This window comes from Methanoregula sp. (assembly GCF_028712425.1).
In the GTDB taxonomy this organism is placed as follows: Archaea; Halobacteriota; Methanomicrobia; order Methanomicrobiales; family Methanospirillaceae; genus Methanoregula.
This window is the reverse complement of sequence record NZ_JAQTQD010000002.1, coordinates 134,586-148,315: the sequence shown is the minus strand read 5'-3', so window position 1 is coordinate 148,315 and position 13,730 is coordinate 134,586. Positions and strand designations below refer to the sequence as shown.

Annotated in this window: 16 protein-coding genes and 1 tRNA gene; 10 read left to right on the top strand and 7 right to left on the bottom strand. The window is 56.6% G+C overall.

Annotated features, from left to right (window positions below; translation table 11 throughout):
- Positions 1-40: 40 nt before the first annotated feature.
- Positions 41-556 (bottom strand): orotate phosphoribosyltransferase, encoded by a 516-nt coding sequence (pyrE, locus tag PHF39_RS01570; RefSeq protein ID WP_300219472.1) that lies wholly within the window; start codon positions 554-556, stop codon positions 41-43.
- The gene (locus PHF39_RS01565; RefSeq protein ID WP_300219470.1) at positions 550-1,050 is read right to left on the bottom strand and encodes a CDP-2,3-bis-(O-geranylgeranyl)-sn-glycerol synthase; all 501 of its coding nucleotides are present in this window, start codon (positions 1,048-1,050) and stop codon (positions 550-552) included. Before PHF39_RS01565 ends, pyrE begins: the two co-directional genes overlap by 7 nt.
- Positions 1,051-1,206: 156 nt before the next feature.
- Here PHF39_RS01565 and tes point away from each other — a divergent pair, with 156 nt between their 5' ends.
- Both tes and PHF39_RS01555 read left to right on the top strand, forming a co-directional pair.
- Entirely contained in the window at positions 1,207-2,673 is a 1,467-nt protein-coding gene (tes, locus tag PHF39_RS01560; RefSeq protein WP_300219468.1) for a tetraether lipid synthase Tes, read from the top strand.
- A gap of 114 nt (positions 2,674-2,787) precedes the next feature.
- Positions 2,788-3,147 carry a hypothetical protein gene (locus PHF39_RS01555; protein WP_300219467.1) on the top strand — a complete coding sequence of 120 codons (360 nt, stop codon included), beginning with the start codon at positions 2,788-2,790 and terminating at the stop codon, positions 3,145-3,147.
- Between the two features lie 234 nt (positions 3,148-3,381).
- Here the strand turns inward: PHF39_RS01555 and PHF39_RS01550 are convergent, their stop codons facing one another.
- The 4 genes from PHF39_RS01550 to pyrC form a co-directional block, all read right to left on the bottom strand.
- The gene (locus tag PHF39_RS01550) at positions 3,382-3,663 is read right to left on the bottom strand and encodes a UPF0058 family protein (RefSeq protein WP_300219466.1); all 282 of its coding nucleotides are present in this window, start codon (positions 3,661-3,663) and stop codon (positions 3,382-3,384) included.
- Positions 3,664-3,775: 112 nt separating this feature from the next.
- The gene (dnaG, locus tag PHF39_RS01545) at positions 3,776-5,005 is read right to left on the bottom strand and encodes a DNA primase DnaG (RefSeq protein WP_300219464.1); all 1,230 of its coding nucleotides are present in this window, start codon (positions 5,003-5,005) and stop codon (positions 3,776-3,778) included.
- A 197-nt stretch (positions 5,006-5,202) separates the two neighbouring features.
- Complete coding sequence (locus PHF39_RS01540; RefSeq protein ID WP_300219463.1) at positions 5,203-5,589, bottom strand: DUF167 domain-containing protein; 387 nt, start codon at positions 5,587-5,589, stop codon at positions 5,203-5,205.
- Positions 5,590-5,795: 206 nt separating this feature from the next.
- Positions 5,796-7,061: a dihydroorotase gene (pyrC, locus tag PHF39_RS01535; protein WP_300219462.1), complete on the bottom strand. Its 1,266-nt coding sequence runs from the start codon at positions 7,059-7,061 to the stop codon at positions 5,796-5,798.
- A gap of 200 nt (positions 7,062-7,261) precedes the next feature.
- Between pyrC and PHF39_RS01530 the strand changes: the two genes are divergently transcribed.
- From PHF39_RS01530 to PHF39_RS01510, 5 genes are all read left to right on the top strand, one after another.
- Entirely contained in the window at positions 7,262-8,002 is a 741-nt protein-coding gene (locus PHF39_RS01530) for a hypothetical protein (protein ID WP_300219460.1), read from the top strand.
- 65 nt (positions 8,003-8,067) lie between these two features.
- Positions 8,068-8,295 (top strand): YwbE family protein, encoded by a 228-nt coding sequence (locus tag PHF39_RS01525; RefSeq protein WP_300219459.1) that lies wholly within the window; start codon positions 8,068-8,070, stop codon positions 8,293-8,295.
- A gap of 173 nt (positions 8,296-8,468) precedes the next feature.
- Complete coding sequence (locus PHF39_RS01520) at positions 8,469-9,089, top strand: chemotaxis protein CheC (protein ID WP_300219457.1); 621 nt, start codon at positions 8,469-8,471, stop codon at positions 9,087-9,089.
- A gap of 70 nt (positions 9,090-9,159) precedes the next feature.
- On the top strand, positions 9,160-9,684 hold the full coding sequence (locus tag PHF39_RS01515) for a DJ-1/PfpI family protein (RefSeq protein WP_300219455.1): 525 nt from the start codon (positions 9,160-9,162) through the stop codon (positions 9,682-9,684).
- Positions 9,685-9,827: 143 nt separating this feature from the next.
- A complete protein-coding gene (locus PHF39_RS01510; protein ID WP_300219454.1) occupies positions 9,828-10,835 on the top strand; it encodes a BMP family ABC transporter substrate-binding protein in 1,008 nt (335 codons plus the stop codon).
- A gap of 24 nt (positions 10,836-10,859) precedes the next feature.
- On the opposite strand, the gene PHF39_RS01505 is transcribed toward PHF39_RS01510, so the two are convergent.
- Positions 10,860-10,942: transfer RNA gene (locus PHF39_RS01505), tRNA-Leu, on the bottom strand.
- A 222-nt stretch (positions 10,943-11,164) separates the two neighbouring features.
- Here PHF39_RS01505 and PHF39_RS01500 point away from each other — a divergent pair.
- Genes PHF39_RS01500 through gatA form a run of 3 tightly spaced genes read left to right on the top strand, consistent with a single transcriptional unit; the run spans position 11,165 to position 13,729 of the window.
- A complete protein-coding gene (locus tag PHF39_RS01500; protein WP_300219453.1) occupies positions 11,165-12,169 on the top strand; it encodes an asparagine synthase C-terminal domain-containing protein in 1,005 nt (334 codons plus the stop codon).
- Positions 12,159-12,428 (top strand): Asp-tRNA(Asn)/Glu-tRNA(Gln) amidotransferase subunit GatC, encoded by a 270-nt coding sequence (gatC, locus tag PHF39_RS01495; RefSeq protein WP_300219451.1) that lies wholly within the window; start codon positions 12,159-12,161, stop codon positions 12,426-12,428. Before PHF39_RS01500 ends, gatC begins: the two co-directional genes overlap by 11 nt.
- Positions 12,428-13,729: an Asp-tRNA(Asn)/Glu-tRNA(Gln) amidotransferase subunit GatA gene (gatA, locus tag PHF39_RS01490; protein WP_300219449.1), complete on the top strand. Its 1,302-nt coding sequence runs from the start codon at positions 12,428-12,430 to the stop codon at positions 13,727-13,729. The genes gatC and gatA overlap by 1 nt, the downstream gene beginning before the upstream one ends.
- Position 13,730 lies beyond the last annotated feature (1 nt).

Below are 13,730 nucleotides of genomic sequence, written 5' to 3'. Positions count from 1 at the left end.
ACCTTCCTAGTTTACGCCCGGATTAAAAATGTCTTCTCTTTCATCTGTTCAGGAGTTCGGAGATCCGGACAAGAGGGAGGATTGTTACGCCATGCGCTGCGAGCAGGGCCCCGGCACCCTGTTCACGGTCAACCACCGTTACTACGCAGTCTGCTCTCGCACCGGCAGCACGCAGAACGTTGATCCCGTACAGAGCAGAGCCACCTGAGGTGGTCACATCCTCAACAAGGAGGACGTTTTTATCCTTCACGTTCCCGATGACAAGGCTCTTTTTCCCGTGGTCCTTCTCCGCTGCACGGATGATTGCGTAGGGTTTCTTTTTGGCAATGGCCGTGGCAACGCAGAGCGGGACTCCCCCGACTGCCACCCCGGCAACAACATCGAATTCGTGTGCAGATGCAACGGCTGTGGCAACCGCAGTGAGGAGTTCGGGCCGGGTGACTGCAGTCTTCACATCAACATAATACGTGCTCTTTGCACCGGACGCGAGAGTGAAGTCACCAAACTCGATCGCCTTGAATTGTACAAGCATTTCTGCAAGGGCGTTAGTTACCATGGAACCTCCTTGACTTTCAGGGCATAGCCAATGATATTGGTGATCCGGTGGAGAAGCGGCGTGAGGATCAGGATGCAGATGAACGCGGGCAGCGTGACCTCGGAAAAGAGCCACGCCGGGTTGAACACCAGCAGGAGCAGGAATGCGCCTGCAACCAGGTCATACTGGTCGGCAATTGGCCATTTCGCCCCCCGCTCCTTCCCGAGCCTGCGCTTGAAGAAGCTCTTGGCCAGATCGCCGAGAAGGGCACCAACGGACAGAAGTGCCACAGAGAGGAGTGTCTGTTTCGGGAGCATGCTGAGATCATAAGCCCCGTAAGCCCAGATCTGGAGGGCACCTATTGCGATCCCGGCCATAATGCCGGCAAAAAGCCCCCTCCAGGTTTTCCCATCGCCAAAAAACCGCCTGCCGTCCTTATACATCTTCCCGCCATCGATGGGTGTACCTCCCCCGCACAGCGCGGCTATGGGGTTGGGGACGTAGGCCGGCAGCATGATCCACAGGGCTGACAGCAATGGTATTATGAAGGAATCAACGCTAATAATGTAGCACTCCAATACCTGTAATAAAGAGCAGATAGAAAGATTAAGGTTGCGAAAACAGGAATTCTCTAACGGAACCTTTCGATAACATCCTTTGGGTGGACATTAATGCTGATCAAGAAAACAAGGAGTCTCTGTCCCACATGCAGCTCTGTTGTGGATGCAGAGATTGTCGAAGAGGGCGGTAAGGTCTGGCTGAAACGGACATGCCCGACACATGGGAATTCTCAGCATCTCTACTGGTCCGATGCCGCAATGTATCACCGGTTCCAGGAATACGATGCTGTAGGAAACGGGATATCCAACCCCCAGAACACTGCACCGCCAGACAGCTGCCCGACGGCATGCGGGATCTGCAACAACCACCACTCCCAGACGCTGCTGGCAAATGTCGACCTCACCAACCGCTGCAACCTGGACTGCGATTTCTGTTTTGCCAATGCCCGGGCATGCGGGTTTGTGTATGAGCCCAGCTTCGATGAAGTCATGAAGATGCTCCAGATGCTCCGTGATGAGAAGCCAGTGCCGACACCGGCAGTCCAGTTTTCAGGTGGCGAACCCACGATGCGGGACGATCTCATCGAGATCATCAGGAAAGCCAAGTCCATGGGATTCCCGCAGGTCCAGATCGCGACGAACGGGGTCAAGCTGGCAAAGGAAACGGGCCTTGCGCAACAGCTCAAGGACGCCGGGCTGAACACGGTCTACCTCCATTTCGACGGGATCAGCCCGGAGACGAATCCGTTCCTTGCTATCCACAAGAAAGCCATCGAGAACCTGAAGAAGGTCGGACTCGGAACTGTGCTTGTGCCGACCGTGATCCGCGGGCGGAACGACAAGGAAGTCGGGGACATCATCCGGTTTGCCATCGACAACATCGCCGTTGTCCGCGGGGTCAACTTCCAGCCGGTAGCATTCACGGGTGCCGCAAGCGACGAGGACCTCCAGAAATCGCGTATCACGATTCCCGATGTTCTCGGCGAGATCGAAGAGCAGATGGGTGGCGTCCTGAAAAAGGACGATTTCTACCCGGTCCCGTGCGTGCTCCCGTTCTCCGACCTGGTCGAAGCCTATACCGGCCGGCCGCAGGTCCGGTTCACCGCCCACCAGCACTGCGGCGCAGCCACCTATGTCTTTGTCCGGCCGGAAGGGATTGTCCCGGTCAACCGTATGGTTGACGTTGACAGCTTCTTTGAGTCGGTCCAGCATATGGCAGAGACCCTGAAAAAAGGCGGGGCTATTAACAAGTACAAGGCGCTGCTCGAAGGCGTCAAGAACATGCACAATTCCGTAAAGAAGAGCGAGCAGAGCAACACCACGGAGTTCTGGAAGCTGATCAGCAAGGGCTTAATCGGCCAGAACTTTGATGCCCTCCGCGAGTTCCACTGGAACGCCCTCTTCATCGGCACCATGCATTTCATGGACAAGTACAACTATGATATCGAACGCGTCCAGCGGTGCTGCATCCACTACGCCACTCCCGACGGGAAACTGATCCCGTTCTGCACGTACAACAGCGGGCCGGTATACCGCGAGCAGGTCTGGAAGAAGTACGCGAAACAGCCGGAAAAGTAATTCCCTTTTATCTGGCAGTCCCGTGATCATCAGAAGACAAAGAACTGCCGTTATTCATCCATACGTTTATCAGGATATCCCCATCACAGATTTTTATGGGATTCAAAGAACACGTTGCTGACTGCATTCTCATCTTCCTCTCAATCCTCGCTGCTCTCCTCTAGCCGGCACCCTGCTTCAGGGCGTCGGCGGCCACTGGGCTGGATCATCGCACTCGTGGTTCTCTTCACCCTGCTCTATTTCGATGCCCGTTTCCGGGAGTGGACTGTACCGTTCACCCTTCGTGTTGTCAGGTCGCCCGCACTCAGTGAACTGTTCCTGAGCCTTGCCTTTCTGACCGCCGGTCTTGCCCTCTCATGGTTTCTGGACGTTGCTGTCAGCAGGGCCTATTCCGATATCGAGGGGGTGCTCCTGAGCCTCTGCCTATTTGGCGTGATGATGCTATTCATTTCATCAGGCCGATACTGGCAGTAGCATGCCTGAAGGAGGGTACTCCACCTGAAAACCCGGCCATTGGGGGGTATACCGGATATCCCCGCCACGATCCGCAAACACCGCTTCAACGACCCGGTCGACACGCCCGGTATCCAGCTCTCGGCTGATGTCATTACAGTACTCCCTGAACGGAGATGAACTGCATGGAAATGTTAAGGCCGCGATGCGGTAAGCGAGCTTGCCGGGACAGGAACCTAAAGAACTAAAAAAATGTTACTGGTAATCGATCTCTTTCAATGCCTTGTCGGCAAGTTCCTTCATCCGGGCTGAAATGCGGCTGGACGAATTGTAGTCCATGTCCTTCATGGCGTTAGCAATCTCGGTACCGAGCACGAAGATTGCATACTTGTGCTCCATCTTGCTCTTGTGCTGCTGGGAGGGCGTTATCTTGAGGGCATTATACTGGGTGAATTTGAGATCGGGATTGATCTCCTCAAAATATTGCTTGACCTCTGAGAGCATCTGGTGGAGATGGATCAGTTCCTCTTTGTGCATGCTACCACTCCAGACACAACAATGGATCTATGCAGGATAAATAAATTTGTATGAAGATGGTATGCACCAATTTCCCATTCAAAGGAAAATTACCGCAAATACCTGCTCTAAATCACGCTCCCATCTTCAGGAGCCGGATGGAGATCGGACGCTTGATGATCCCCCGGAAGTCCCGCGCAGCCACCCAGGAGAGGCCCTTCCAGACCAGCCGGTCAAGGAGTTTCTGGTCCACAGGACGGTCGAGGACAAGGCCGGTTGCCGAAGCATCGATCGTCTCGATCACCTTCTCCACCTCATCCGACCGGGCTTCGCGGACAACCGAGAGGTCATCGTTTAAGAACCGCGCCGTGTTCTGCCCTTTCACATCCTCGATGTGCTCCCGGAGGCTTAAGGGGCCACCGGAAGCATCACGAGAGCGTTTTGCAACCGCCGATCCCCGTTTCCTCTCGGATCCTTCATCGGTGTCGGGGATCGGGCGGCCGATCCGCAACTCCGGGGGGAGTTCTGCAGAGCTCTCGAAGTACTGGTCCCGTACATACTCGACCGGCACTTTGTTCCTGAGGGTCTTGATGACCTCTTTCCGGGTCATGTCTTCTACGCTTTTTCCTTTGGGGGAGAATGCAACGAAATCGATGTCAGCAACCTGCATGAGTTCCCGCAGGATCAGTTCCCCGCCGCGGTCGCCGTCGAAAAACGCAGTCGTGGTCTTCTTTGCGCAGAGATCCACGACACTCCCGGGGATGTTCGTCCCCTCGACCGCTACCGCGTTCTTGATGCCATAGCGCAGGAGGTTTAAGACATCCGCACGCCCCTCAACAATGATGATGGCGTCCGATTCGAGGACATTCGGGCCGGCCGGTACGCGTTCTTCTCCTATGGATCCTATCTTCTCCACGCGGAGCGTCTGCCGGACATCGTCCAGAAGCTCATCGGAATCGATCGTCCCGTCATCGAAACGTTCGATTAAGATCTCCTTTGCCCGTTCAACGATCTTCTTCCGTTTGCTGACGCGGATATCTTCGATGGAGTCAACCTTCACGCGTGCAACGCATGGGCCCACGCGGTCGATCGTCTCAAGGGAAGCGGCAAGGATGGCCGTCTCTGCACGGTCAAGGGAGGAAGAGATCAGGATCTCTCCCGTGGTCTCGCCTTTTTTGCTTGCTATCTGGACGTCAATGCGTCCTACACGCCCTGTTCTCTGGAGATCCCGCAGGTCAAGGTCTTCACCGAGCAACCCTTCAGTCTGGCCGAATATGGCACCGACTACGTCAGGTTTCTCGACCACCCCCTCTGCGGTGAGGCTGATGTGAATAAGGTACTTGGTAGTATCCGGTGAATACAAGTAAATGCACCCCCATGTATCATGCACTGTATGTATCGTGTGATCATAGGTATAAATTATATATATCACGCGTAATTACTTAAAGTTAAGGTTGCGCCCAAAGCGTGAAATCATGCCGTATGCCGCCAGAAACTGTTTTTTATAGTGCAGTTGAAAAGGCGATAGCGATTTAACAGCGATTCAGTCAGATATTCCGGTTATCCACTCTCTTCCAGAATCGAGAGAGCCTCGTTCACGGATATCCCCTCAACCCGGACGCGTTTCTGGGGCGATGTGGCGCCCGATAAAAGACTGACCATGGCAACCGGCCGGTTCAGCGTCCGAGCGACAAGTTCGATGACGGCCTTGTTCGCCCTGCCTTCCAGCGCCGGGGCAGAGACGCGGCACCCGATCATCTTGCGCCATTCGTTGTAACCGGCAGGAAAAGCATCTTTCTTCCCCCCTGCTGTCACCTCAATGGCAATGACAATCCCGTTCTTTTCTGAAGAGAGGGCATCGGCAATCCCCGTCATATCGGTACACCCGTCTTGAGAAGAAATGTCGCCCGGCATTAACGCACGCGGATCACCAGTGGCTGCTGCCATCCTTCACCGGTGTTTAAACCCATGCCGGGCTGTTTGCCTGTCGCGCATCCGGGTTGTCCCATGGATCACTTCCAGACGCTTGTCAATCGATCACCCGGGGACCTATGGATGCGCAGGTATCGGCACCAGTACATCGGCACTTCTGGATAATGAGGATTTGGGATGAAGATCGGGTAGAGTGGATAGGAGATGAGGAAGAAAGGGTCTTACGGGCAGTACCCTTTCCCGGCAAACCATTGCGGGGAACCGCGGGTGAACTCCCCCATATCATAGACTACCTCTCCGCCAAGGATTACCATGCGCGGAAAGATCGCGGGCAGACCGGAATATGGTGAGAATCCGCACTTGCTGTGGAGTGAATCGGGATCGATCGAGACTGCATTTTTCGGGTACAGGGTAAAATCCGCCCGGTCACCCGGATTGAATCCCGCGCACCGGATACCGAGGAGCTCGGCCGGTGCATGCGATGTCTTCCGGATCACATCGGAGAGTGAGATCCTCTTTTCCAGAACTGCAGCCATAAGAAGCGGGAGCATGGTCTCGACACCCGGGATACCAGCGGGGGCATCCTTAAAAACTGCCTGCTTTTCCGCGGGCGTGTGCGGGGCATGGTCAGAAGCAACGACAGTAATCTTGTCCCACGCTTCCCACAACTTCTTCCGCTCATCCTCAGACCGCAGGGGCGGATTCACCTTTCCCAGCGTTTCGGCTTCAACAAAGTCCTCCCGTGAGAGGAAAAGGTGGTGGGGCGTCACCTCCACGCTCCCCAGCGCAGATGCCGCAAGCACGGAATCCCGCGTACTCATGTGGCAGAAGTGAAGCCGGCACCCGGTTGTGTTGCACCGGCCCACCTCGCCTACTGCCCTGAGTTCACCTGCCGCAGACCGGATCCGGTCATGGGACGCCAGGTCACTATCATCTCCCTGCCCAACCTCCTCGGCATGGATGGTTGCAAGCGCACCGCAGGCGGAAATCTCCCCAAGCGCAGGTTCAAGCTCGCCCGGTGTTATCGCCTTTCCATAGCTGGATGGGGCAAAGAATGTCTCGCCAAATGCCATCGCCCCGGCACGCCACATCGAACGGATCGGCGTGTCGTGAGTAACCCCGCTGTTGATGGCAAAATTGCAGAGCGAATGCGTTTTTCCCTCAAGGATGCGGGCCCCGAGTACACCGGGTGTTATGATAGGCGGGATTGTGTTGGGCTGGTCGAGGACAACCGTCACACCTCCGGCAAGGGCGCTCCTGCTCCCGGTTGCCCAGTCCTCCTTAGCCGACTGGGGGCCACCCCGCATGTGGACATGCATGTCAACAGCTGCCGGAAGGACATACAAGCCGTTGCAGTCGATCGTCCTGTCGGCCTTCCCGCTGGCTCCTGCCCCCGTATGCAGGACTTTTCCCTCCTGCACGGTAATATCAGCGGTCCTGCCCCCAAGAAGCAGGACATTGCGCAGCACTAGCGCAGGAGCAGTCATACAAGAGAATTCAATTTCCGGACATATAGGCATAGTGTTGGCACCAGTCGTGATCGCGAATCTTTTGAGATGAGAGGGGAATCAGGCAATAAGTATTCAATCCTGATGGTTCAATGATCCGTATAACAATCCGGCTGCACGGTGTGGACAATCTCTATGAGGTGCCCTGCTCCCCGTGTGTACCGGGGATGTGACTGGCTATGGACAGGATCATAAAACTCACGCTCGGCCTTTTTGTTGTTCTCCTGGTATCGTTTGTTGCAGTAACGGCGTACAATGGCTATGTCGGGCAGGCTTACCGGTCAACACTTTCCAGTACGTATTCGTATTCCTGCACCCTCTCGACTGATGCCCCGCTCACGAACGTGACGCTCTTCCTTCCCGTCCCGGCAGATCCCACCGGCAACTCCCCGGTCATTGAACGCATGAGTGCACGGCAGATCCCCGGTATCCCGGACACATGGAAAACGGAACTGTACGAGACGGGAAAAGGGACATTTGTCAAAGTGACGGCCCCGGAGATCATCCCCCCAGCCGGGACTACCACAAATGACCCGTACACCATTACCCTGTCGGCTGAGATCCCGTCAAGGCGCGTGATCGATACCCGTGACCCGGTGACAGAGAGCCCGCTGTTCCGGCCGGTCCAGGACCTCAAACCCGCTGCATGTCGTGACGGGGCAGCAAGTGCAGCAGGCGGCCAGTGCTCCACCTACCTGACAAACCTGTACGCAAAGTATGAGGCAGACCCGAATGCCGAGGTAACCTACCGGTCGGAACTTAAAGGGAAGAATTCATGGACAGTCTTCGAGCCGAAAACTAATGAGTACCATTCATCGGTCTACCTCCTGATGTTCGGGGAACAGGCAGGATGGACACCGGTTGCCGGATACCTTGAATCGGGGATTGGTTCCTACGACGCACCGGTCGTGGATCTCTGACCTCCCCGTTTTTCTTTTGCCCTGTTTCCAGATCTTCCACGGCACTGCATCCCTGTTTCCTAGTCATGAACGCTCCTCAAAACCCACATAACCGATCGGCCGTACGCGCCGGCCTTTCTGTCGAAATTATCCAGAAGTGCGACCAGCGCACCGGGAAGAGGACGCGGGGCACGGTACTGGAGATCCTGACGAACTCCGCGTTTCACCCGCATGGAATCAAGGTCCGCCTGGCTGACGGGCGCGTCGGAAGGGTTGTTTCAATCCTTTCTCCCGACACCACCGGGAAGGACTGACCGAACCGCCTTCCGGCAGGGAGCTGGAATCCGTTACAAAGGTATAAGTCTTTGGATTCCCACCATTTCACTATCCGCAAGGATGACCGGTTCACTGCGGGCAGTGCCATGTTCCGGCAGGCGCAAAGAAAAATCCCGCGCTGGTGCGGTATCCTCGCCAAGGACTGGTTTCCATGGAATTTTCCGCCTGGCAGATGGATGCCCTGAAGGAGATGGCAAATATCGGGGCTGCGCACTCCGCAACAACCCTCTCGCAGATGCTTGAAACTCAGATCGGGATGAGCGTGCCTGAAATCAATATCGTGGATATTTCACGGGCAGGGGAGTTTTTGAGCGACGAGCTGACTACGATGGTCATCTTCGAGCTCCAGGGGGATATCCCCCACGGCGGTTTTCTGGTCCTGCATTTTCCCCGCGATTCTGCCATCAGGACCGCGGGCATCATGCAGGGATCGGCGGGAGCCATCCATTCCTTCGATGAGATGGACCAGAGTACGATTGTCGAGGTTGGCAACATCATGATCTCCTCGTTCCTCTCCGCAACTTCCGATCTCCTGGGATTCAACATGCTCCCCTCCCCGCCCGTGCTTATTGTCGACATGGCACATGCGGCGATAACCTCGCTGATTGCCCAGATGACGATCGATGTCGACGACGTCATCCTCTTCCGTGTTGAACTCAAGTCCGTGGAGCATAATATTGCCGGTAATATCCTCATCTTCCTCGAGATCAACACGTTAAAGAAAGTTGAGGAACGCTTAGCCGAGATGGTCAGGGTTCCCCCGGGCCGGTGAAAGATTCCGCATTTCCCCCCCCTTTCGCAATAACCTTATCCCGCGGCAACCAGAACATGATCGTGATACCATGAAGGTGCTCATCGCAATATCTCCGGAAAAATTCCGTGACGAGGAACTCGCCGAGCCCGTTGCCGCGCTCGCAAAAGCGGGAATCGCCTGCGATATCGCATCCACGCGGCGCGGCACCTGCACGGGCATGCTTGGAGCAAAAGCAACAGCAACGCTCTCGTTCGAGGAAGTTGAGCCCAAACCCTATGACGGGCTGATCATTGTCGGGGGGAACGGCACCCCTGCCCATCTCTGGGACGACGAGATCCTGCCCGTGCTGGTGCGGTACTTCCGGGAGTCCGGGAAGGTGGTCGGGGCGATCTGTCTTGCCCCGGTCGTCTTTGCACGAGCCGGCATCCTGAAGGAGAAGAAGGCCACATATAATGAAAATCCGCAAGCATTCCGGGAGATGAAAGCGGGTGGCGCAGTCCTTGTCAGCCAGCCGGTGGTTGTCGATAACCGGATCGTTACCGCGAACGGCCCGTCCGCTTCGAAAGCCTTTGCGGAGACCTTCATTAAGACACTGACCGCGGTGGAATGGTAAACGCGCTATTCTCATCCCTGTTTTTTTGGAGTGTAGTTTTCCTCATGTAATTGCCCATCCACTTGCATCGCATCCGTTCCGGTACACCACCGAAGAACAGGATCGTTTGTGTTTAATACCGCTCCGGAAAAACCATTTTTCCCATGAAACCGTGCCTATATATCCTCGCTGTCCTCACCCTCCTGGCATTGCTGCTTATCGCAGCCGGCTGTTCCCAGCCCGCACCCGCAGGCACCCCGGTTGTCTGGATCGTGTACGGGTCGGAGAAAGGTGATCTCTCCTATACTGACGCCGCGTACCAGGGTCTTCTGGCAGCACAGCAGAAACAGCCCCTCGTAATCCGTGAGTTCGTGCCTCGGGACTTCGAAACACTTCCTGCAGTCCTGAACGCAACGACGGGGGCGGCCAGGCCGGCTCTCATCATCACGGTCGGTTTCCAGTATGCCGGATTCACAAGGGAACTTGCGGATCAGCACAAGGATATCAGGTTCCTTGCCATCGACCAGGCAGGGATCGGATCGGACAACCTCAGGGCATACGAGATCACTTCATACGGGGACAGTTACCTTGCCGGAGTGCTTGCAGCATCGGCTTCGCGAACGCAGCATGTTGGCATCATCATGGGAACGGAGTCGGAAGTGCTTGACACATTCTTTGACGGGTATACTGATGGTGCCCGGGCAGTCAATGCAACCATTGCTGTTGACCATACCTATGTCCGCCATCATTCAACGGAGGGGTTCACCGATGCCCCGGCTGCCCAAAAGAGTGCGGAGGCAATGTACCGCAATGGTACCGATGTGATCTTTGCCTGTGCCGGGTACACCAACACGGGAGTATTTGGGGCAGCGGAAAACTCCCCGGGCCGGTTTGTGATCGGTACAGACTCCGACCAGTCCCCGCACGGCCCGGAATTCATTCTTGCATCTGCGGTGAAACGTGCGGACCGTGTCGTTTCTGTTGGTATCGGGGATACCCTTGACGGGACATTCACCGGGGGGAATGTCACTGCCGGGCTTACGGAGGGCGTAACGGGCATTGTGATCAATCCCCGGTTCGAGGGGTATAATGAATCGGTCAGTGCATGGGAAACGCAGGCACGGGCAGAAGAGAAAGAATACCTGCAGTCACGTCCCCGGAAGGGTTCCTGAAGCGCACAACCGCACGAAAAAGAATGGGAGGATTGGGATTCGAACCCAAGAACCACTAAGGACCGGATCTTAAGTCCGGCGGAGTTGGCCAGCTTTCCTATCCTCCCGCACACGAATATCCTGTTTGTCCTGTCAGGATAATGAGCGCGGCACCACCGGTTAAACGGGTGCCGTGTGCTCTCCAGTACTTGGCCCTTGGATATAAAAAAAAGATTCCCTGATTGTTCTGGAATAATGATGGATGATGGCAGTGGCATGAAGGGTGGTAAAAAAGCTATGTTTTATAGGATAGCCGGGGTACTGAGTGTGAACAACCGCATGTGACTTTCATGAGTGCCCTGACGCTGAACGGCTGGATAGAACAGGGGGGCCACCGGCTCAGCATTCCCGAGATCGAACGACTGTTACAAAACCACCCTGATGAACTGTCGCAATGTGGCGGAGAGTTCTTCCTTTCCCGGGACACCTGCAGTGCCCGCGACCTGTACGGGATCATTGAGGGCACCGGCCCGAAAGGCACTATCCTCTGCAACGGGAAAGCCACCGGGACGATCACTCCCACTGCACCGGAGATGTCCCTGGAGGCAGCGATCCGTACAGCCGTGGAGCTCCGCAGTAACGAGGGTGTCGTGGCATTATCGGGTGGAGTGGACTCGGCACTCGTTGCCGCCCTTGCCCGGCGGGAATGCGTTGCCGTGGGCGTTGAAGGATCGCATGACCTGAAACGGGCCAAGGTTGCAGCAGAGTCCCTCGGGCTTACCTGCACATTCGTGACGATCTGTGAGGAGGAGATCGCCATGGCCCTTCCAGTCGTTGTCAGGACTATTCCGGAGAAAAACCCGGTCAACGCGGGCATCGCCCTCACCCTGTACTTCGTTGCCCGCTGGGCTGGTGAACACGGGTACCGCCGCATCATCACCGGGCAGGGCGCAGACGAACTCTTCGGGGGATATTCACGGTACCTTACCACGGAAACGCTGGAAGAAGATCTTGTGCGGGACTTTGCCCGTCTTGAGGCGCAGGTCCGGCGCGATCAAGCCGTTGCGGCACTGCACGGGGCGTACTTCTCGATGCCGTACATGGACTTCCGCGTTGTGCGCGCCGCCCGGGCCATCCCTGCCGCGGAGAAGGTGCAGGGCGGCCGCCGTAAGATCCCCTTAAGAACGGTCGCAGAACGCCACATTCCCCCGGATCTCGCAGGGTACGAGAAGAAAGCCATGCAATACGGGAGCGGGGTCTGGGCAACCCTCCGGAAGCTTGCCCGTAAAAATGGTTATAAAACGTCCATGCAAGATTACATAGACCACATCAGCAGGGTGGAACATGGTCACTGAACAAGACGTACAACATATCGCGGAACTGGCCGATGTCGGCATTGGTAAGGAAGAACTGGAAGATTTTACCCACCAGTTCAACGCTATTCTCGAATATTTCGATATCCTCGATCGTGTCGAGGGGCAGGGTGCGGCAGCGCGCGATCTCTATAATGTCCTGCGCGAGGACGAAGTCGAGCCCTCGCTCCCGCAGGAAGAAGTGCTCCGCAATGCACCGGCCCAGGAAGACGGTTTCATCAAGGCCCCGAGGGTGATGTAGTGCCGGCACAGACGATCATCTTCGAGCCCGATGACAAATACAATGCATTCCTCAAGGTCTGCAACAAACCATCGCATACCAACGGGAAGCTGGCCGGTATCACGGTTGCCGTCAAGGACAATATCTCGACTAGCGGCATCGAGACAACCTGCGCCTCGAAGATCCTCAAAGGCTATGTCCCACCCTACGATGCCCATGTTGTCGGGCTCGTAAAGCAGGCCGGCGCCGCAATCGCGGGCAAGACTAACATGGACGAGTTCGGCATGGGCACCACCACCGAGAACTCAGCGTTCGGCCCCACCCTCAACCCCCGTGACACCGGGCGTGTCCCGGGCGGCTCCAGCGGAGGGAGCGCTGCGGCAGTTGCTGCCGGCATGGTCCGGATGGCCCTCGGGACGGACACCGGCGGTTCGATCCGGTGTCCCGCAGCATTCTGCGGCATTGTCGGCCTGAAACCCACCTATGGCCGCGTCTCGCGGTACGGCCTCATTGCCTACGCCAACTCGCTCGAACAGATCGGGCCGATGGGAAAGACCGTCTCTGATGTCTCCACCCTCATGGGCGTCATTGCCGGTTACGACCGCCATGATTCGACCTCGCAGAACAAGCCGTACGACCATATCCCCCGTGCCGACATCAAAGGCCTGAAAATCGGTATACCGGCAGAGTATTTCGGCAAGGGCGTTGACCCGCAGGTCGCCGCTGTTGTAAAGAAGGCGATTGGCCGGCTGGAGGAACTCGGGGCATCCACCGTCCCGTGCAGCATCCCCTCCATGGAATACGCCCTTGCAGCATACTACGTGACCTGCACGTGCGAAGCGAGCTCCAACCTTGCACGGTTCGATGGGGTAAGGTACGGCCCGGCTGCGGACACGAAGAAGTCCTGGCATGACGCGTACCAGGAAGTCCGGAGCGCCGCGTTCGGCACCGAGGTCCGGCGCCGGATCATGCTCGGGACATTCGCCCTTTCGAGCGGGTATTACGGGAAATACTATTCCAAGGCACAGGTCGCCCGCGAGAATGTCAGGAAGGACTTCCAGCGGATCTTCCAGGAAGTCGATGTCATTGCCGGCCCGACCATGCCGACTATCGCGTTCCGGCTGAAGGAGAAGAGCGACCCGCTCTCGATGTATCTCGCCGATATCCTCACGGTGCCGGCGAACCTTGCCGGTATCCCGGCAATATCCGTCCCGTGCGGGAAGTCCGAAGGCATGCCGGTCGGCCTCCAGATCATGGGCCGGCACTTCGAGGACGAGCGTGTTGTCGATGTGGCATATGCCTACGAGCAGGCGGTGAACTGAT